The following is a 20,356-nucleotide window of genomic DNA, read 5'->3' on the forward strand; positions in this document are numbered from 1 at the left end:
CAAAAGTCTTAAAGTATTAGTGATTTGTGTGCGAGATTTTGAAAGCCGTTTTGCAACCTCTTCGTGTGTAATTCCATAGTCTTCAATGAGCTCTTTATAGGATTGTGCAAGATCAATGGGATTCAAATCTTCTCTTTGAATATTCTCAATTAAGGCTAATTCGCGGAGTTTTTCTTCTTGCACATCTACAATAATTGCTTTAATACTTTCTTTTTTTGCTAACTTACTTGCGCGTAATCTTCTTTCGCCAGCAATTAAAAAGTAGTGATCTGCGTGTTGGCTATCTTCATAAACCAAAATAGGTTGTAATAAACCGTGTTCTTCAATAGAAATAGCAAGCTCTTGCAAACTAGCGGAGTCAAAAATCTTACGCGGTTGCAAAGGATTGGGTTTAATTTTATCTAAATCAATTTCTACTACAAGTCCAGAATTATCATTTAAATCATTTTGGTAAGCTTCCTCTACTTCACCTAATATTGCGCTTAATCCACGCCCTAACCCTGCATTTTTTTTTGCCATTAAGCCCTCTTTTCTAAGATTGCTCGTGCTAAATTTTGATAGGCGATATTACCTTGAGAACGTACATCATAGAGAATTACAGGTTTTCCAAAGCTTGGAGATTCTGCAAGTTTAATATTTCTAGGAATTGCAATTGCATCTTTAGAGTTATCTTCTTTAATAAGCTGTCCATTAAAATGCTGCAATAAATCCGCATAAACTTGCCGTGAAAGGTTATTTTGTGCGCTATACATTGTCGGCAATAATCCTTTAATTTCTAAAGTAGGATTGATTTCTTTGCGCAATAATTTAATCGTATTTAACAACTGCGCCAATCCCTCTAAAGCGAAAAACTCACATTGAATAGGAATAATAACAGAGTGTGCTGCACTAAGTGCATTAATAGTTAATGGTCCAAGTGCAGGTGGAGAATCTATAATAATATAGTCATAAGCGTCCATAATATCTTCAATCTTCTTTTTCAAAATTAATTCTCGCCCATTGCGCTTTTGACTATAAAATTCTTTCTCAATTCCAACTAATCCAATATTTGAGGGTGCTAATTGCAAAGTAGGAATTGAGGTTTTTTGTATAATTTGTGAAAGTTTTTTTGTTCCAATTAAAACATGATAAATATTGAACTCTATGCTATTGCGATGGAAACCTAAACTCGTTGTAGCATTTGCTTGTGGATCAACATCTACTAAAAGTACTTTTTTTTCTTCCACTGCAAGTGAAGCAGCAAGATTGACAGCCGTTGTTGTTTTACCTACTCCACCTTTTTGATTTGCAATACAAATCACTTCACACATTCTTCCACTCCACTATCTTAAACTATAAATCTTTTCACCTTCAATGAGAACAGAACCATCTTCACAAAGCAAAGCATTATTCAAGGAAGCTAGTTTCCCTTTATGATGAAAAGTATAATTAAAATTATTCGAAAATTCTAACGAATATCTGCTGAAAATTTGCTTCCAACTAGATTTTTTTTTGTCATTTTCTAATCTCTCTACAAAAGATTCTAAAATTTTTTCTTTAGAAATTTTTATATCTAATTTACCAAAATCTTGATTCTCAACTTCTAAATTTAATCCGATTCCGCAAAGGATTATTTCCCCTAACGTTGCACATAAAACTCCCCCTATTTTCTGATGACTCATATACAGATCGTTAGGCCATTTTAACCAAACTTTTGAACCATTCTCTTGCAAAATCTCCTTAAATATAAATCCCATATAAATTGAAGTAGATTCTAAAGGCAAGTCCTTTGGTAACGAACTTATCTCAAGCGCAAAAGAAAAATATAACCCATTCTTAACATTTTCCCATACACTTCCGCGACTACCAATCCCACTATTTTGCCGATTTGCCACTATCATTATAGGTGGTTTTAATTTCCCCTTTCGGATTCCCTTGCTTAAGAAAATTTGAGTAGATTCTATACAATCAAATTCTAAAATCTGCATTTTATTCCAAAATATCTCCTAATTTCAAACGTTTTCCCTGTAAATACTGATAAGCACTCATAGCCTTTTTAGATGGAGCCTGTAGGGATTCTATCCAAACACTCCCATTTTTACAGCCTATTTTTATTTGTTCTTTTGTGATATACAAAATCTCTCCCGCAGGGTTTTGACTCACAGATTCCGCCATTTTTACTCCCTTTAATTTCAAACCATTTTTCAAATAAATTTCTGGCCACCCTTCATAAGCACGTGCCTTTTTAACTAAAGAAATTGCATCATCAAAACAAACTTGCCCAAATTCTTTTTTAATTTTTTTACAATAACTCACATCAGCTTCTATTTGCTTTAAAGGCAGAATAAAATCACATCTTTCTAAGTACTCTATTGTTAAATTCGCCGCCATTTTTGCGAGCTTTGAAAACAATTCTGTTTGACTTTGAAACTGATTTCGAATGACTTTGAAACCCAAAATATCGCCGCAATCCAATCCCTCATTCATTTTCATTGCAGTAACACCAAAATATTTTTCGTCTTTTAAGATGCTTTGTTGGATTGGACTAGCACCACGAAACTGCGGTAAAATAGAAGCGTGTAAGTTGATGCAAGTTGCAATCTCTAATATGCTTTTGGGCAAAATCTTACCATACGCTGCCACAATGATTCTATCGCAAGGAATCTGTTTTAACTTTTTTACAAAATTATCGTCTAGTTTAGTAGGTTGAAAAATTGGAATCCTAGAATCTCTTTCCAATAATAACTTTTTAGTCGCTGGCATTTGTAAGCGCATATTTCTTCCTGCTCTTTTATCTTCTTGACAAACCAATGCACAAACTTGATGGTATTTTAGTAGGGATTGTAGAATCATTGCTGCATAATCTGGTGTTCCCATAAAAATCACTCGCATAAGAATATTCCTTCTTTAAATCTTTATTTGGGCTAAAGATAATAACAAAATTATATTTAATTCTAAGAGAATAAGATTCGCAAATAAATAAAATTACAAAATTAAATTTGTAATAGTAAAATAAAATTCCTTTAATAAGTCTCTAATAAATCAAATTCTTTTATAATGGTCTTCTTTGATTTCAAAGGTGCAGCAAACTCATTACCTCTTTGATAAATTGGTAAAATACTAGAGCTGTAATCAATAGATTCCTCTCCATAAGCATAGTATCTTTGGGATTCTACTTGGGGCATTTTAGTGGAATCTTGCGTAATATTTTTCATTGTTTCTTGTGATTTCATTAAATCTCGTGGTTTGGTAGATTTAAAGTTATTTTGCGATATTTGAAACATCATTGCTTGAGTTTCTTTGCTTTGAAAATAAGATTCTAATTGTTTAACGCGCATTGCTACCTCTTGATAATATTTTTCAGCTTGTATATTGGCTTGCTCATTTTTTTGCCAACTATAACCCTTATTGTAAGATTTAATAATATTTTTCCAATTTCCGTTATGTTCTTTTTGCCAATATTTCAGTTCTGTAATGGCGATTTGCTCTGCAAAATTATCATTTTCAACCAACATAGCCCCCACCATATTTTGCGTAAAACCATTTTGCTTCAATTTCGGATAGCGATTGATCACACCCGGAATATAAGCGTGAAAGTTTCCTGCGCTTGGGTCTTGAAAGTTCATTTTATATTCACCCGCACAAGATTCTTTCCAAGCAATTGCTGCAAGTGTTAATCCGAATCCCTCGTGTTCTCCTGCCAAATAAGAACGCAATAGGACTTCTTTTTGCGATTCTGAAAATTGCGCCAAAGGAACACACGAATTTTTAAACTCTATTTGTGGTAACGCAAAATTCAAAGTAACCGCAATACATAAAATAAAAATCCATCGCATAAAAACTCCTTTTAACAGGATCTTAGCAATTTTTGTTCCTTATTTGAGGTTTGCGATTCTTAATTCAAAAGTTGCAATCGTTCCATTAGTATCTAAGCGATTTTGCAACGAGATTCTACCACCCAATGCATTGGCCGCATTTTTAGCGAGAAATAATCCAAGCCCTGCACCACTTTTATTACCTGCACGTTTAAAAGGAGCATAAATGTTTTCTAAATCTGAATCAATTCCACAACCTTCATCTACAACAACAATGCGTAGAATTTCCTGATGAATGATTTGACTTGTCAACAAAACACTTTTACCCTTTGGAGTAAATTTAAAAGCATTTTGTAAAAAATTTTGCACGATTTGAGTAAGAAGTGTTGGTTTAATTGTAATTAAAAGTTCATTAGTTTCAAGCTTACAAATAAATTGCTTTTGCTCCTTTTTACTAAGAATATGAAAATTATCTGCAATGTTTTGTAAGATTTTATGAACATCTACAAGACTAGATTTTTCAAACTGCGCACTTTCTTGCCTACCTAAATCAAGTAAAGTTTTAATAATTGCATTCATCTCATTGATACTTTGAATATTCTCTCTTAAGGCATTAATATACACTTCCTTTTCTCTTTCTTTAATCAGTGTTACTTCGCATTTGGTTTTAATAACTGCCAAAGGAGTTTTAAGCTCGTGTGCAATTCCAATAAATAATTGCTTTTGTCCTCCAAAATAACTTTTGATTCTCTGCAAAAGATTATTAATAGAAGTCACTAAGGGATAAAATTCCAAAGGCAAATCTTGACTATTTAGAATCTCTAAATCGTGTTCTTTGAGTTTGCTAAGCGTAATTGAAAGTTTTTGTATCGGTTTATAGAGAATATTTGAAAAAGCAAGTGCGAAAAGCTGGATTAGAATGAACGCAAAAAAAATTACTAGAATAATTCCCTTAAAAGTAGAATCTAAAAATCTAACATCTTGAGTAATATCCTTAGTGATTTTAAGCACTTTATTTGTTTTATAAGGAGAAGAAATTGAATAATAAATGTTATTTTGAACTTTTGATTTTGTATAAGTATTTTTAGAAATTTTTTTATCTAAAACTTCAATAAACAGGGACTCTCTTTGAAGAGGATTGGAATTTTGAATATAAAAATTCTGTCCAATTTGATAGTTAATATTATTTTTTAAAATATGATTTAGCTGTTTTTCAAGTTCAGATTCAATATGTCCATAAGTATTAAAATAGAGATAAATATAAAGTGCAGTAGAAAACATCGCCAAAAGAGCGATAAAGGAGATTGTAATCTGCTTAGTATAATCCCCTCTTATACTCCTTTTGGATAACAAAATCTATAACCCCTACGTCTAACCGTTTCAATTGTAGCAATATTAAGCGGTTTATCCATTTTTTGGCGAATTTGGTTGATTGCCACTTCAATGACATTAGGCGTTACAAGCTCTGGTTCTTCCCAAATCGCATCTAATAATTGTTCTTTTGAAACAATTTGGTCGCGATGGCGTGCAAGATGAGTCAATACTTCAAAAGGCTTCCCTTTAAGCTCAATTTCTTGATTTTTATAAGTGATTTTTTCTTCATCTGGATTAATAATCAAATCTTCAATTTCAATCAAGTTTGTCCCACCAAAACGCAAACGCGCTTCGATTCTTGCAACCAATACATTAAAGTCAAAAGGCTTAGCTAGAAAATCATCTGCTCCAGCTCTTAGTGCTTCTACCTCACTTTCCGCATCATCACGTGCAGAAATAATAACAACTGCAGTGCGTGGAGATTTATTTTTAACCTGATTAATAATTTCAAGTCCGCTACCATCTGGCAACATCCAATCTGCAAGCACTAAATCGTAATTGCGAATGCTGATATAATATTCTCCATCTTTTAAGTTTTCTGCCACATCGGTTTGATAATTAAACTCATTTAAGCCCTCTGTGATTGTCTTATTAAGACTAATTTCATCTTCAACGATTAAAATTCGCATTCCTTTTCCTTATTTTATGTTTGATTTAAAAAATTGTGGTATTGTAGCATAGTTTTAGCTATTTTTAAACAAATTTTTATGAAAAATTAAAAAATATTTAATATTAATATAAAAAGTAAATTCTTAAAATATCTTAAATCTTCTTTTAAGAATTTATGAAAAATTACATAAAAATAGCCAAAATCTTTTCTTTCATATTAGAATCCCCAAACAAATTTCCATATTGATTCTATCCTCCGCTTTGCAATAGTATCAAGAATCTTACCCGAATCTCTTTAATACAAACTTGTTAACCGCTAATTGATTTATTAGGAACCATTATTATAGCTAACTTAAGAATATTACAATATAACTACACTCTGCGATTCTTCAACACATCGGCAATAAGAAAAGATAGCTCCACTGCCTGACTAGCATTCAAACGCGGGTCGCATTGCGTATTATAATTACAACCCAAATTCTCTTCTGTAATAGCTTGCATACCTCCCACACATTCTGTTACATCCTCCCCCGTCATCTCCAAATGCACACCTCCAGCATAAGTGCCAATACCTTTATGAATCTCAAAAAATGCTTTCACTTCCTCTAAAATACTATTAAAAGAACGTGTCTTATAACCACTGCTAGCTTTGATGGTATTGCCGTGCATCGGGTCAATGCTCCAAACAATCTCTCTCCCTTCATTTTTAATAGATTCTAATAATTTAGGTAATTTTTCCTTGATGGCTTCTGCACCCATACGAATGATGAAATTTAAACGTCCTGCTTCATTCTTAGGGTTTAGAATCTCACAAATACCTAAAACATCTTCTTTACTTGCTTGAGGTCCAATTTTTACACCCAATGGATTTTCTACACCGCGCAAAAATTCTAAATGCGCCCCATTAAGATTCCTAGTCCGCTCACCAATCCACAACATATGCGCAGAACAATCATACCATTCATTTGTCAAATGATCTTTACGAGTTAGAGCCTCTTCGTAATTTAAAAGTAAAGCCTCGTGAGAAGTAAAAAACTCTGTTTCACGCAAAGTAGGAGTATTTTGTGCAGTGATTCCACAAGCCTCCATAAATGCTAAGGCTTGTGTAATTTTATCTGCCATACTTTGGAATCGCTCACTTTGCGCACTATTCACAAAATTAAGATTCCATTTTTGCACTTGATTTAAATCTGCCAATCCCCCCTGTGCAAAAGCTCGGATTAAGTTAAGTGTAGCAGAAGATTGATGGTAGGCTTGCAAAATTCGTTTAGGGTCTGCCTCTCTCGCAGTTTTTTCAAATGCGATTCCATTAATAATATCACCCCGATAGCTTGGCAATGTTACACCATTAAGAGTTTCCGTATCACTAGAACGTGGTTTGGCAAATTGTCCTGCTAAACGACCCACTTTAACAACAGGACAAGCTCCCGCATAGGTTAGAACAACTGCCATTTGCAAGATGACTTTAAATAAATCACGAATCCGTATCGCATTAAAGTCTGAAAAACTCTCTGCACAATCACCCCCTTGCAATAAAAATGCTTCACCCTTAGAAACCTTTGCTAAATGTTGTTTAAGCGTTCTTGCTTCACCAGCAAAGACAAGAGGAGGATATTTGCTGAGCTCTTCTTCAACTACTTCCAAAGCATTTAAATCATTATAAGTGGGTTGCTGAAGAGCAGTTTTGCTCCTCCAACTTTTTGGATTCCAGTTTGTATGTTGCATTGATTTTCCTAATACATCTAAAATAAACAGAAAATTCTACCCAACAAAAAATAAAACAACCCTTACTAACTCCTATTTACCCAAATATACTTGTCTTGGACGTGTAATTCTAGCGTGAGGATTTTTGATATGCTCCATAACTTGAGCACACCAACCTGGCATTCTACCAATAACAAAAATTGGTGTGAAAAGTTGCACAGGAATTTTCAATGCAGTTAAAATAATTCCGCTATAAAAATCTACATTAGGATAGAGATTTCTTTCTTTGAAATAATCGTCATTTAAAGCAACTTCTTCTAGCTTCTCGGCAATCTCACTCAAACGCGCATTCATTGTAATTCCTTTTTTATTTAATTCATCTTTTAGGGCTTTGATTGCTTTTGCGCGAGGGTCATAGCTTTTATAAACACGATGACCAAATCCCATTAACCTAAAAGGGTCGCTTTTATCTTTTGCTTTCGCAACAAATTTATCTACATTTTTTACATCACCAATTTGTTCTAATTGCACTAAAACTTTCTCATTAGCACCTCCGTGTGCAGGTCCCCAAAGAGCATTGATGCCAGCTGAAATTGCAGCATAGGGATGAACGCCTGTGGAAGCAACATTGCGAACAGTTGTTGTAGAAGCATTTTGTCCGTGGTCTGCGTGAAGAGCAAAGATTTTATCCAATGCTTCTACTTCAAGTGCCGAGATTTCTTCTTCTCCTTTTAAAGTATATTTAAGCTTTCCTCCTGGATAAGCACGCAGCATATAAAGAAAATTCTCGACATAGCTACGACTCACATCAGGATAAATAAGAGGTGCACCAATGGAATTGCGGTAAGAGAATGCAACTAAAGTAGTAATTTTGGCAATAATTCTACGCGCCATTGTTTGATAATCGCCTTCATCGTCCATTTCTTTATGATCGAAGTGAAAAGTAGAAAGTGCTGCAACTGCAGAACTCAAGTTCGCCATAGGGTGTCCGCCATCAGGAAAAGCACTAAAAATATTAATCAAACCTTCGTGTAAAAAGCTTCTATGGCGCAATTCCAAATCAAACTCTTTAGATTCTTGTTCATTCTTAGGGGCTTCACCTGTGATAAGCAATTTTGCAACATCAGTAAATTTGTATTTTTCTACAATCTCTTCAACCGGGATTCCTTTATAGAGCAATTGTCCATTTTTACCATCTATGTAGCTAATAGTGGATTCGCAACCTGCTGTTGAGCCATAACCCGGGTCATAAGAAAAGATATTCGTGCGTTCAAATAGTTTGCTAAAATCCACCGCCTTAGGACCGCGTGTGCATTCAATAAGGTTAAAGTCAAATTTCTCTCCTGTTTCGTTGTTAATTAATGTTATAGTTCCCATATTTAACTCCTTAAAATCAAAAATCATAATCTATTGTAACGAACTTTTTTAAAAAAGTGTAAAAAAATTTTAAATTTCTATCAAAATTTTTAAATCTGCTATTTTTTTACACATTAATTTTAGTTATAGATAACATCTATTTCGCTTTTTGGATTAAAATCAAAAATACTTGAATCTATAGTAATATTTATTTTTGCATTATGAAATAAGATTTCAACTTTATTACCCAATGTGTCATTAAAAATAATTTGTTTTGGGATTCCATTTTCTAAAAACACATTATATTTTTGCTCTAAAATAACTGCTTCATAGTAATTTTTTGTTATTTTCTTAGCATTTTTCAATAAATAAAGCAGATTTAAGTTCTCTTGCAATTGTGTAAAAATGGCTTGTTTTAATTTTGGTTCATAAATAATCATCGTGTTTTCTTCAATAAAAATTTCTTTGGGAATAGGCGTAATGTAACTCCACCTCAAACTTGATGGTGCAAGTGCTTGGAGCTTACCTTTATAAACAATTTGATTTTGTGCATTTGCTTCACTAGAATATAAGATTTGTGTAAAATCTGCACTAAAAGACTCTATCTCCTTTAAAGATTCAGCATTACTAAAATGAATGCAAAACAATATTGCAATTCCACATTTTAATAGAATCTTTAAATAAAATTGAAATACTTTACACATTCATCGCCTTTAATTTTTAATGCTTAGAATCTTTGTGTAGAAAATATAATCCTATCGCAAGTGCTAAAATAGAAATAGCAAAAAATAACATATCTTGCGTACTTTTCATTCCCATATTAAGCACTTTGGAAAAAAATGCTACAATTAGAGCCATTACAATAACCTTTGCAAGCTTATCTTTCAGTTGGTCTAATGTATGAATTTCTAACACCTTAGAATTACTTTCATCTTTAATTTGAATTTTAGTAATAAATAATTCATAAAGTCCAAAAGCAAAAATCAATAAAACAACTGCGATAAGATATAAATCAATTGCCATAATTATCGTGTTAAGCAAAATATTATGAATATCCGCATCAGCCCCCAATACACCAACGTAATAAAAATAAGTTTGTTTGGCAGCTTTGAGTATATCCACACTTGCAACTACAAACAATAAAATAGAGCCAATCAATGATAAAATTACAGCTAAAATAACGAAAAGTCTTGCATTCCACATTAATTTTTCAAAAATATTTTTCAAATCTATCCTTTTCAAATTGCATCGTTCAATTCTGTTCAACTTATCACAAAACTTAAAGGGCTAATTAAATCTAAATTCATTGATTTTATTTTCCATTTCTACGGCTCTTTGTTCTAGCTCATTAGAGACTGATGAAATCCTATTCATTTCATTAGTGATTTCTTGAAGATTTTGATTTAATATTTTGTTGTTGTCCAACAGCATTTCTGTATCCTTGCTTAGTATTAAAGAACTGTCAATTGTCCCTTTTGCCAACGTGCTTACAATCTTAATTTTTTCTGCTACTGAAGAAATAGTTTCTTGAATACTTTGAGACTCACCTACAATATGATAGAATACTTTTGCATTTTGCGTGATTTGACTATTTACCCCATTAATAGACTGCACAATGGTATTAATAATAGCATCAATTTCATTGAGGGATTTTTGTGTCCTCTCTGCGAGTTGTCGCACTTCATCAGCTACGACCGCAAAGCCTCTTCCGTGTTCTCCAGCACGGGCTGCCTCAATTGCCGCATTCAAAGCTAAAAGATTTGTTTGGGAAGCAATGTCGTCAATAGCACTCAGGATTCCTTTGATATTTTGAGCCTCTTCATCTAATAAGGTAACATTATGAACCAAATCCTCCTGTAATTGTGCATTTTGTGCAATATTTTGAGTAAAGTTCATAACTGCATTAGAAGCATTATCCAACTCTTCTTTTGCCAAAACAACATCTTGCATTGTCGTATTTGTTTTTTGCATATTGTCTTCTAATTCTTTTTCAACTTCTTTCCCTGTTATTTCTGTTTTATTAGATAACTCAAATCCCTCTTGTGTGCGAACCAAAATTTGCTTAGCACTATCAAGCAAATTTTTTGAAATTTGCAAATTTTGCTTACTTTGAGGAGCTAATTGTGAGAATATCTCTCGGATAGCTTCAAGAAAATCATTCATTGCCTGATTAATAACACCTATTTCATCAGAACTTCTTTCAATTATAAAATCTTTACTAATGTCTTTTGAATCCTTTAGTTCTATCAAATGTTTTCTCATTAGACGTATTCTAAAGGTAATGCTATGTGCAATAAGATACCCAACCGCTAAAGTAACAATGACTACTACCCCTGCAATACCAAGCATAAACCAAAAACTTAAAAAATTTGCTTTTTCAATTTTAGAAATTTGTTCTATTAGACCTTTTGCCAACCTATCTTCTACATTTTTCAATAAATTAATTTTTTGAGTGATTGTGCTAAACCAATAAGTTGCTTGAACTCCAAACCCTCCTTCTATAAAGTGTTCCATTGCCACTTTTCTCATTCTTTCTACTTCAGAAAAACTCTTATCTTCTGTCATTTTTAAATAATATTGATAGTCTTGTTGGTCAGCATAACGTTTAAAATCTTCTAAAAAAATATTTTGTGCAATCGTTAAAGCAATAAAACGATTATAAATACCACTAGCAAATTTATCTGCACCAAAAGTGTTGGATAACACCGCTCGTTCTTGTCCAGCATTCTCTTTGGCATCTAAAAAATTAACATAAGCAACCAAATTTCTTGTAATTTGGTCATTAGTGCTAATATTGATGATTTCGACAATAGATTGGATATTTAAAGCAATTGTGCCTGTATAATATGCTAAAATATCCCCTACTTTAACATTTAACGAATCTACCCCTTGACGAATTTCGTTAATTTTACTGATTTGATTAAGAGAATCTTGCAAAGATTTTTGTATATTTTGAGGATAAGAGTGCAAATCAAATGTGTTCAAAAAAAGATGTAATTCTTTAATCTTTTCATTACTTAATTTGCGTTGATTTTGTAAAGCTTCTCCAAAATCTCTGCCTTGTGAGCCTAAAAACCCAGCTGAAGTGCCTCTCTCTTTTTGTAATTCGTGAATCACAAGAGAAACTTTGGTAGCCAAAGTAACTCCCTGTTTTAAAAGTAAAGATTCTTGTGCAATTTGATAACGCTCACTAATCAAAACAAGAGAAAATGCAATTAAAGTAATCAAGGGAATCAACATTAAGCAAATTAACTTTGTCCCAACCTTAAGATTGTTTAAAATCAGCATATTCTATTCCTTTAGCTTTTTGGATAAAATTATTTTAACTTAAATTTTCTTAAAAAATAAGTTAAAAAAAATGATTAAACATGTTAAAACTACTTTAGTTTTCAGTAAAATTTCTATACAATTTATTGCACAATATTAAAAATTTTCACTTCCATAGTTGAGAAAGGATTGTTATGAAAAACCTTATACCAACCCTATTTACTTTTGCTTTTTGTTTCTTTCTTAATGCGTGTTCTTCCACAACGCTAACTAATCGTTCGCAACTTATGCTTTTAAACACTCAAGAAGAAGTGGCATTAGGAGAACAAAGTGCACAAAAAATATTAAAAAACTCCAAATTAAGCACAAATAAAAAACAAACACAAATGGTCAAACGCGTGGGACAAAAAATCGCAAATGTTGCGGAACGTCCAGATTTTAATTGGGAATTTTATCTTTTAGAAGACAAACAAGTTAATGCGTTTTGTCTGCCCGGAGGAAAAGTGTTTGTCTATACAGGACTTATGCCTTTAGCCGCAAATGATGATGAGCTTGCAGTTGTGCTATCTCACGAAATTGCCCACACAATTTTACGACACGGCGCAGAAAGAATGAGTATGCAGACACTTCAACAAATTGGTGGGGGATTATTGGGATTAGTTATTGGCACACAAGCCCCAGAATATAGTAATTTATTCAATCAAGCCTATAATTTTGGGAGTAATGTGGGCGTGATGTTACCCTTTAGTCGTTCGCACGAACTTGAAGCAGATAAAGCGGGCATTCTTCTAATGCAAAAGGCTGGTTATAATCCAAAAGCTGCGATTAGTTTTTGGGAAAAAATGGCTGCTAATGGAGAGAAAAGCTCTTCTGATTTCCTCTCAACTCACCCTAGTGACTCTAAGCGAATTGTAGAAATTGAAAAAATCTTAAATTCACAAAATAAATAAGCCAATATGAGGATTCGCAATCCTACGTCAGCGGAATCGTAGCACACATAGTTTTCTAGGAATTATACTTTAATTACTGCCAATGTAGCAAAAGATTTAAAAAAACAATTTTTAGCGATTCCACTTCACTTAAATGCACACGCTCATTAATAGAATGAATACTATCGTTACACACACCGCATTCTACCACGCTCACTCCATATTCCGCAAAATACCGCGCATCGCTTGTGCCTCCACTTGTGCTAAGCACTGGAGCAAAGCCACTTTGGGATTCCAACACTTTTGCGATTCTTTGCACAATATGACTTTGTTTGTTCGTCAAAAAAGGCTTGGAGCTTTGGTTCAACTCCAAAGAATGCGGAATCTTGGCAAGCAAGTTTTCTAAATACTGGCGCAAATCCTCTAAACTCGTCTGCGTAGAATTGCGCACATTAAACATTATCTTTATATCTTGTGGCGTAACATTCACGACTTCCAACCCCCCGCGAATGTCTGTAATCACAAGCTTGCTTGGCTCAAACTCCGCACTGCCTTTGTCTAGCTCATATCCTGCGATTTGAGAAAGATAAGGCGCAAGAATCTCCACAGGATTTATGCACTTTTTAGGATAAGCTACGTGTCCTTGTTTGCCAAATATTTTTAAAATTCCATTAATAGAGCCACGTCTCCCGATTTTTATCATATCGCCAAACTTTTCTACACTTGTAGGCTCTGCAACAAGAGCAAAATCAGGCAATAAATCCTGCCTTTTTAAACATTCTAAAACATATTTTGTGCCAAAAATCGCCTCCCCCTCTTCATCACTTGTTAAAAGCACCGATAGGATTCCATTAAAACCTTGTGAAGAGATTGGACTATCTACAAACTCCCTAATTGCACAGAGAAAAGCACTTACTCCCGCTTTCATATCCTGTGTGCCTCTACCATAGAGGAATCCCTCTTTTACCATAGGAGTAAAAGGCTCACTCGCCCAACCCTCACCCGGCGGCACAACATCAATGTGTCCTGCAAAGCACAAATGTGTTTTTTTAGCTTCATATAATTCTGTATTTGTAGAATTAATATCTATCTTTTGTGATTCCGCATTTTGCAGACTTAAATCCTTATAAAGAAAAAGATTCTTGACTCCCTCTTTCTCAAACTCTAAGACTTCAAAATCGCTTAAAATTTCCTTAATATACTCATAGATTCCACATTCCTTCGGTGTAATGGTTGGATAAGTAATCAGCTTTTGTAAAACTTCTATCACATTAGTTTGCATTATAATCCTTTATAAATCAATTTTTACAGTCTTAAATTCTATATGTGTGTTCTTTGTCCTTTGTGGAAATATTTTGAATCTTTTGTAAATAGGCTTGCAAAAGATTCCATCTTACTGTTTCATCACAATAAAACTCACAAAATTCACCCAACGGAAAAGCGTCTCCACACACGAAAATCCTGCTTTTAAAAACATCTCGCAATTCTCCGTCTCACTATAAGGCACAAGCACATTCTCCAAAGCCTCGCGCTTTTTGGCTATCTCAAAATCGCTATATCCCTGCTTCTTTTTGTTCGCTAAATAATATTGAATCATCTTAAAATCTAGCTCCTTATGCTCCACCATTACCTTTTCAGAGACGATGAAAATACCCCTAGGATTCAGACAATTATAAATCTTTTGCACCAACTTTTCACGCTGCATTGGGCGGATAAATTGCAAAGTATAATTGGCTATCACAACATCACTTTTAGGAAAATCCACCTCCAAAATATCGCCGTAGATGAGGTTTGCGCACATTTCATACGCACTTAATTTATTCCGTGCTTGGGCTAACATAGATTCCGCATTGTCTATCCCATAGAGATTCAGTGGAAACCCCGCTTTAGAGGCAATCTCTATCAACATCGCCCCCGTGCTTGTCCCTAAATCTAGCAAGGTGGAATCAGGCTTTAAATACATCAATGCAAAGTCCGCACAAAGCCCTAAAACTTCCTTATAATAAGGGATTGAGCGGCTCACCATATCATCAAACACACCCGCAACTTTTGCATCAAATTCAAATTGCTTTTGTGGATTTTCTGCAAAAATCTTATCCATTTGCTTCCTTTGTTAGTGATAATATTTTTTGATTGTTTGTGTTTTGCGATTCTGTATTTTTGAGCTTTAAAACCTTATAAGCTACTTCTATGTCTTTATACATTTGCTCTTTTAAATCGCTTAAATACTCAAAATGCCTATTTTCCCTAAGATATTTAATGAGAAAAAATCCCGCCTCCTTTTCTACTACTTCTAACTCTAAGCCTAGTAAATGCCCCTCAATTGCAAAAGATTTATCCGTGCTGACACGATTACCAATGAAAATCACTGCTGGATACTTTGGAGATTCTGTACTTTGTGCGCCTAACTGCACAAATCCTGCATAAACCCCCTCTTTTGGTAATAAAAATCCATCATTTTCAAGATTAATTGTTGCAATAAGTTTTTTTGCCCCAATTCCTTGCCCACGCACGATTGAACCACGAATCTCATAGGGGCGTCCTAGCAATTTATTTGCTTGTTTTAAATTGCCATTTACTAATAACTCTTTAATCAACCCACTATGAATAGAGAGTTTTTTATAAAATACTTCCTCAATGACAACCACTTCACCTGTGAAACATTTACTCAAATCAAAAGTATAATAATGCCTATTTTTCCCAAAACGAAAATCATATCCTACAACCAAACGTTTTAAATTTGGTAAAACTTTTAGCAAAAATTCCACAAATTCTTTGTCGCTTTTCTCTTTAACATCCCTCAAATCCAAATGAAAAATTGGATAAGAAGCATAAAAAGCGCGATATTTCTTGGGTAACAATTCACCTTGATCGCTTTCAATACACAAAATCGCACCCTTAACATCTAATTGCTCAAAAAGAGCTTGATGTGCTTTGTGCATTCCATCAAATTTTCCAAGTGCAAGACTTGTAATATTATATGCAAGATTCGGCTTTTGTAGCAGCGATAAAAAACTCCACATTCCCTTCCTTTCCTCTCACCTTAGATTTCTCACAAACTAGAATCTTAAAGCCTTCTTGATTTAATAACATCAGCATTTGCTCTAATGTTCGTATTATACTTTGTGAATCCATTAAAACGCCTTTTTTATTGCGTTTCACCCTAATACCCACTTCAAATTGTGGCTTAAAAAGCAAAATGACCAATCCACTTGCCAATACTTTAATTGCACTTAAAATCTCTTTTAAGGAGATAAAAGAAACATCACAAACCACTAGAGAAAAGGCTTGTGATTCTTTATATTCTTTTGCAAACTTACGAATATCTGTGCGCTCATAAAATTTCACGCGTGGATTTTGCCTTAAGCTTATATGCAGTTGATTGCTTCCCACATCTACACAAACGATTGAAGGCACACCTGCTTTTAATAAAACTTCACTAAATCCTCCAGCACTTGCGCCAATATCTAAAGCCTTTAAAGAACCAAACTCTTGTGTCAGATGAGGATTGGACTTTAAGAAATAATATAGTTTCTCTCCTGCACGACTAACAAAACACAAAGGATTCAAAAGAGAAATGGAATCGTGCGGTGAAACTTCATAAGAGACCTTTTGGCACACTTCGCCATTCACACAAACTTTGCCATTTTTAATAAAGTTTTGTGCCTTGTTGCGTGATTCACACAAACCCAATTTCACACAAGCAATATCTAGCCGTGTTTCTTGTATATCCTGCGATTGCAAATCACTTTCCTTTAAGTTCCTCTCTACTTAAGCCCTTAAATCCAAATTTCAAAGAATTTTCACCAAATTTTGGGTGGCTTAAAACAAGCGTTAAACTATCTTGTATGCGTTTATTTTGTGGTTTAAATCGCACCAAATAATATTCTCCCCAACGCATTGCATTATCCTCCATAAAATTTTCCAAATACTCTTTCTCTAGTCGCGTGAATTTTTCTGGCAATTCTCCATTACTTAAAGTCAAACGATAGCCATTTTCTAGGAATCCTAAGGAATTCTGTTCGCTTTGATAAACATCTACAAAAAATAGTTCCCCATTCTCGTGCGGATATCTCTCCTCATCATAAGCATTTAAATGCACTGCAATCAATACAATACGCGTAATTTCATCAAAAACTAATTCGCTTTTTCTCGTAGCTTGAATATAAGATTCTTCGGGTTTAGAGGGAATCAATCTTGATTTAAAAGATTCCATTTTAGCACACCCACTTAAAATCACTAGACTTAAACTTAAGATTCCAACCTTTAAGAATTGCATAGAATAATTTAAACTCATTTTTGCACACCAATTTGATAATAAGTAAAACCAAGTTCTTTTAATCTTCTAGCATTGTATTGATTGCGTCCATCAAAAATAATAGGGGTTTTCAAACGCTCTTTGATTTCTAAAAAATCCGGACTTCTAAACTCTTTCCATTCTGTAACTAAAACCATACAATCACAATTTTCTAATGCGTCATATTTATTTTTGGCGTACAACAAGTTTGGAGTATCTTTTAGGTAAAATTGCTGCGCTTCTTGCATTGCTTTTGGGTCATAAACTTTTACCACTGCACCACGTGCAATGAGTTCATTAATAAGAATTATAGAAGTAGCCTCACGCATATCATCAGTTTCTGGTTTGAAACTAAGCCCCCATAGACAAATTTGCCTTTCACTTAAATCATTTCCAAAATGTTGCACAATTTTTTTACCTAAAATGCGCTTTTGTTCGTAATTGACTTGCTCTACTGCGTGAATAATCTTGGGATTCACTCCATTATCTAATGCAATTTTTGATAAGGCTTTCACATCTTTTGGAAAACAGCTCCCACCATAACCACAACCTGGATAAATAAAGCTATACCCTATACGTTTATCGCTTCCAATTCCAACACGCACATCATTCACATTTGCGCCAACCGCTTCACAAATATTCGCTATTTCATTAATAAAGCTAATTTTTGTTGCTAGCATTGCATTTGCAGCATATTTTGTCATCTCTGCACTTTTTATATCCATAACAATCAACCTATCGTGGCTACGACAAAAAGGTGCATAAAGCTCCTTTAGCCTCTCCTCTGCCCACTTCTCTTCTACACCAATCACTACACGATCTGGCTTCAAAAAGTCATTTATTGCATCGCCTTCTTTTAAAAATTCTGGATTACTCACGACACTAAAGGAAATTTTTTGATTGCGTTTTCTTAAAGATTCCTCAATAATAGCTCGGACTTTTTGCGCAGTGCCAACAGGAACGGTGGATTTATCCACAATAATTAATTGCGATTCCATTTGCTCCCCAATTTCTTTTGCAACTTTTAGCACATATTGTAAATCTGCATTTCCATCTTCTCCCATAGGTGTGCCAACGGCAATAAATGCAATGGCACAATTTTTTAATGCGTCTTTTAAAGAAGTTGTGAAATGAAGATTTCCATTTTGATAATTTTTATTAACAAGTCCCTCCAAACCTGGCTCATAAATTGGAATCTTGCCTAATTTAAGTTGCGTGATTTTAGATTCTACCACATCCACACACACCACTCTATTACCCATTTCTGCAAAACAAGTTCCACTGACCAATCCCACATATCCCGTGCCAATCATTGCTATATTCATCTAAAATTTACCTTGATAAGATTCATAATTCGCATTTTAGCATAATCTTATCCCAAATAACAAAGCCGCAAAGGAAACTTAAAGCAAAATAAATTTATAATTTTTCATTTAAAAATAAAGACTTTGCAAGGTTTGATTATGGCACGACATCTCTTAGAAACCAAAGATTTGAGTAAAAATGAAGTAGAACAAATTTTGGATTTAGCCCAAAGTTTTTTGGAATCTAAACCTAGAAACAGCTTAAATGGACACATTGTTATTACAATATTTTTCGAAAACTCTACACGCACACTCTCTAGCTTTGAAGTTGCTACAAAAAGATTAGGTGGGAGTGTAGTGCGTTTAGATGTTTCAAGAAGTTCCACGACAAAGGGTGAAACACTCTTTGATACTGCAGCAAACCTCAATGCAATGAATCCAAGCGCCATTGTCGTGCGACATAGAAATTCTGGTGTGCCAAATATCCTTTCTCAATATGTTTCTTGCTCTATTATTAATGGAGGAGATGGAGCACACGCACACCCTACACAAGCACTTTTAGATTTGCTAACTTTGCGCAAACATTTAGGCAACCTAGAGGGTAAAAAAATCGCCATAGTTGGTGATATTCGCAATTCGCGTGTGGCAAATAGTAATATTGAACTTTTAGGAAGATTTGGAATGGAAGTGATTTTAGTTGGTCCTCCTCATTTTATTCCTAAAACCTCTTTACGTCATTGTCTATTTCTAAAAGAGGTAATTAACGAAGTAGATGCGGTGATGAGTTTGCGCACACAAATAGAGCGCCATAATTGCCCTATTTATTCAAGCTTAAAAGACTATGCGAGTGATTATTGTATCACACAAGAACTTTTTGGTAATCGTGAGATTATTTTATTGCACCCTGGACCTGTACATCGCAATATTGACATTAGCGATGCGATGTTAAAAGATCCTCGCTGCAAAGCACTAGAACAAGTAACAAATGGTGTCGCTATTCGTATGGCAGTTCTAGAAACACTTATTACACACAATAATCATTCAAAAATTCCTAAAAACTTCCCTTATTTTTAATGCTTGAATTACTTAGTTTAGCAGCAGTAGGATTTATCACTGCATTAACGCCTGGTCCAGATATTTTATTTGTGCTTAGAAACACACTGGGCTATGGTGCGAAAATTGGATTTTTAAGCCTTTTTGGAATCTTTTGTGGCTGGATTATATTTCTAAGTCTTGTGTATTTTGGCTTTGCACATTTCATACAAGGGACACTGATTCAAGGTATTCTTTGCACAGTTGGAGGAATCTATTTAGGTTATATTTCCTACCTTTTACTATTTAAAGCAAATCCAAATGTTGATTTAAATCAAACAGATTCCAAAACACAATTCCATAGCACATATACTTTTATGATTAAAGGAATGTTTGTCAATCTCTCAAATCCCAAGGCAATTCTATTTTTTGGACTTATTATCACTCCTTTTATGGATAAGCATTTAGAATTGAGTATTCTTGTGTTGCTCATTGCTCTAACTTTAGCCTTTATATTTGTAATTTTTATTGCAACATTTTTCAAAAAATTTATCAATAACGCACTTTTTAGATTGATTGACAGAGTTTGTGGAATCGTGTTTATTATTTTTGCGATTCTACTTCTAATGTCAAGCTATCAAAGTTTTACTTTATACTTTAATCCAATTTAATTTTTTAGAATCTTGACAA

21 protein-coding genes are annotated in these 20,356 nt (G+C 33.9%); 3 read left to right on the forward strand and 18 right to left on the reverse strand.

The annotated features are described in order from the left end of the window. The 12 genes from Q0Y61_RS00840 to Q0Y61_RS00895 form a co-directional block, all read right to left on the reverse strand. Positions 1-519 (reverse strand): ParB/RepB/Spo0J family partition protein (locus tag Q0Y61_RS00840; RefSeq protein ID WP_297809864.1); only part of this gene is annotated, 519 nt, incomplete at its 3' end. After that, the gene (locus Q0Y61_RS00845) at positions 519-1,310 is read right to left on the reverse strand and encodes an AAA family ATPase (RefSeq protein ID WP_297809867.1); all 792 of its coding nucleotides are present in this window, start codon (positions 1,308-1,310) and stop codon (positions 519-521) included. The genes Q0Y61_RS00840 and Q0Y61_RS00845, both read right to left, overlap by 1 nt. A 12-nt stretch (positions 1,311-1,322) precedes the next feature. Next, on the reverse strand, positions 1,323-1,967 hold the full coding sequence (locus tag Q0Y61_RS00850) for a biotin--[acetyl-CoA-carboxylase] ligase (protein WP_297809870.1): 645 nt from the start codon (positions 1,965-1,967) through the stop codon (positions 1,323-1,325). A gap of 1 nt (position 1,968) precedes the next feature. After that, a complete protein-coding gene (locus tag Q0Y61_RS00855; protein WP_297809875.1) occupies positions 1,969-2,871 on the reverse strand; it encodes a methionyl-tRNA formyltransferase in 903 nt (300 codons plus the stop codon). A gap of 131 nt (positions 2,872-3,002) precedes the next feature. Further along, a complete protein-coding gene (locus tag Q0Y61_RS00860) occupies positions 3,003-3,815 on the reverse strand; it encodes a hypothetical protein (protein ID WP_297809878.1) in 813 nt (270 codons plus the stop codon). Between the two features lie 39 nt (positions 3,816-3,854). Then, positions 3,855-5,147, reverse strand: coding sequence for a HAMP domain-containing sensor histidine kinase (locus Q0Y61_RS00865; protein ID WP_297809880.1), 1,293 nt, complete (start codon positions 5,145-5,147; stop codon positions 3,855-3,857). After that, positions 5,126-5,797, reverse strand: a complete 672-nt coding sequence (hsrA, locus tag Q0Y61_RS00870; protein WP_138123722.1) for a homeostatic response regulator transcription factor HsrA — start codon at positions 5,795-5,797, stop codon at positions 5,126-5,128. Before hsrA ends, Q0Y61_RS00865 begins: the two co-directional genes overlap by 22 nt. 352 nt (positions 5,798-6,149) lie before the next feature. Further along, complete coding sequence (locus Q0Y61_RS00875; RefSeq protein ID WP_297809887.1) at positions 6,150-7,502, reverse strand: class II 3-deoxy-7-phosphoheptulonate synthase; 1,353 nt, start codon at positions 7,500-7,502, stop codon at positions 6,150-6,152. A 72-nt stretch (positions 7,503-7,574) separates the two neighbouring features. Further along, positions 7,575-8,858: a citrate synthase gene (locus Q0Y61_RS00880; RefSeq protein WP_297809890.1), complete on the reverse strand. Its 1,284-nt coding sequence runs from the start codon at positions 8,856-8,858 to the stop codon at positions 7,575-7,577. Positions 8,859-8,977: 119 nt separating this feature from the next. After that, complete coding sequence (lolA, locus tag Q0Y61_RS00885) at positions 8,978-9,541, reverse strand: LolA-like outer membrane lipoprotein chaperone (RefSeq protein WP_297809893.1); 564 nt, start codon at positions 9,539-9,541, stop codon at positions 8,978-8,980. A 16-nt stretch (positions 9,542-9,557) separates the two neighbouring features. Next, complete coding sequence (locus Q0Y61_RS00890) at positions 9,558-10,040, reverse strand: YqhA family protein (RefSeq protein ID WP_297810321.1); 483 nt, start codon at positions 10,038-10,040, stop codon at positions 9,558-9,560. Between the two features lie 84 nt (positions 10,041-10,124). Continuing rightward, positions 10,125-12,125, reverse strand: a complete 2,001-nt coding sequence (locus tag Q0Y61_RS00895) for a methyl-accepting chemotaxis protein (RefSeq protein ID WP_297809896.1) — start codon at positions 12,123-12,125, stop codon at positions 10,125-10,127. 173 nt (positions 12,126-12,298) lie between these two features. Between Q0Y61_RS00895 and Q0Y61_RS00900 the strand changes: the two genes are divergently transcribed. Continuing rightward, the gene (locus Q0Y61_RS00900) at positions 12,299-13,054 is read left to right on the forward strand and encodes a M48 family metallopeptidase (protein ID WP_297809898.1); all 756 of its coding nucleotides are present in this window, start codon (positions 12,299-12,301) and stop codon (positions 13,052-13,054) included. Between the two features lie 73 nt (positions 13,055-13,127). Here the strand turns inward: Q0Y61_RS00900 and dapE are convergent, their stop codons facing one another. The 6 genes from dapE to Q0Y61_RS00930 all read right to left on the reverse strand — a co-directional run bounded on the left by dapE (position 13,128) and on the right by Q0Y61_RS00930 (position 18,655). After that, a complete protein-coding gene (gene dapE, locus Q0Y61_RS00905; protein WP_297809901.1) occupies positions 13,128-14,315 on the reverse strand; it encodes a succinyl-diaminopimelate desuccinylase in 1,188 nt (395 codons plus the stop codon). Between the two features lie 111 nt (positions 14,316-14,426). Next, positions 14,427-15,134: a carboxy-S-adenosyl-L-methionine synthase CmoA gene (cmoA, locus tag Q0Y61_RS00910; protein WP_297809903.1), complete on the reverse strand. Its 708-nt coding sequence runs from the start codon at positions 15,132-15,134 to the stop codon at positions 14,427-14,429. Then, positions 15,127-16,056: a bifunctional riboflavin kinase/FAD synthetase gene (locus Q0Y61_RS00915; RefSeq protein ID WP_297809906.1), complete on the reverse strand. Its 930-nt coding sequence runs from the start codon at positions 16,054-16,056 to the stop codon at positions 15,127-15,129. Before Q0Y61_RS00915 ends, cmoA begins: the two co-directional genes overlap by 8 nt. Then, on the reverse strand, positions 16,010-16,777 hold the full coding sequence (locus Q0Y61_RS00920) for a TlyA family RNA methyltransferase (RefSeq protein ID WP_297809911.1): 768 nt from the start codon (positions 16,775-16,777) through the stop codon (positions 16,010-16,012). Before Q0Y61_RS00920 ends, Q0Y61_RS00915 begins: the two co-directional genes overlap by 47 nt. Before the next feature lies 1 nt (position 16,778). Then, positions 16,779-17,330, reverse strand: coding sequence for a hypothetical protein (locus Q0Y61_RS00925; protein ID WP_297809914.1), 552 nt, complete (start codon positions 17,328-17,330; stop codon positions 16,779-16,781). After that, positions 17,327-18,655: a UDP-glucose/GDP-mannose dehydrogenase family protein gene (locus Q0Y61_RS00930; protein ID WP_297809917.1), complete on the reverse strand. Its 1,329-nt coding sequence runs from the start codon at positions 18,653-18,655 to the stop codon at positions 17,327-17,329. Before Q0Y61_RS00930 ends, Q0Y61_RS00925 begins: the two co-directional genes overlap by 4 nt. Positions 18,656-18,793: 138 nt before the next feature. Here Q0Y61_RS00930 and Q0Y61_RS00935 point away from each other — a divergent pair, with 138 nt between their 5' ends. Continuing rightward, positions 18,794-19,708: an aspartate carbamoyltransferase catalytic subunit gene (locus Q0Y61_RS00935; protein WP_297809920.1), complete on the forward strand. Its 915-nt coding sequence runs from the start codon at positions 18,794-18,796 to the stop codon at positions 19,706-19,708. After that, positions 19,708-20,337, forward strand: a complete 630-nt coding sequence (locus tag Q0Y61_RS00940; protein ID WP_297809923.1) for a LysE family translocator — start codon at positions 19,708-19,710, stop codon at positions 20,335-20,337. Before Q0Y61_RS00935 ends, Q0Y61_RS00940 begins: the two co-directional genes overlap by 1 nt. Positions 20,338-20,356 lie beyond the last annotated feature (19 nt).

The sequence above is a fragment of the uncultured Helicobacter sp. genome, from assembly GCF_947367035.1.
Lineage (GTDB): Bacteria > Campylobacterota > Campylobacteria > Campylobacterales > Helicobacteraceae > Helicobacter_D.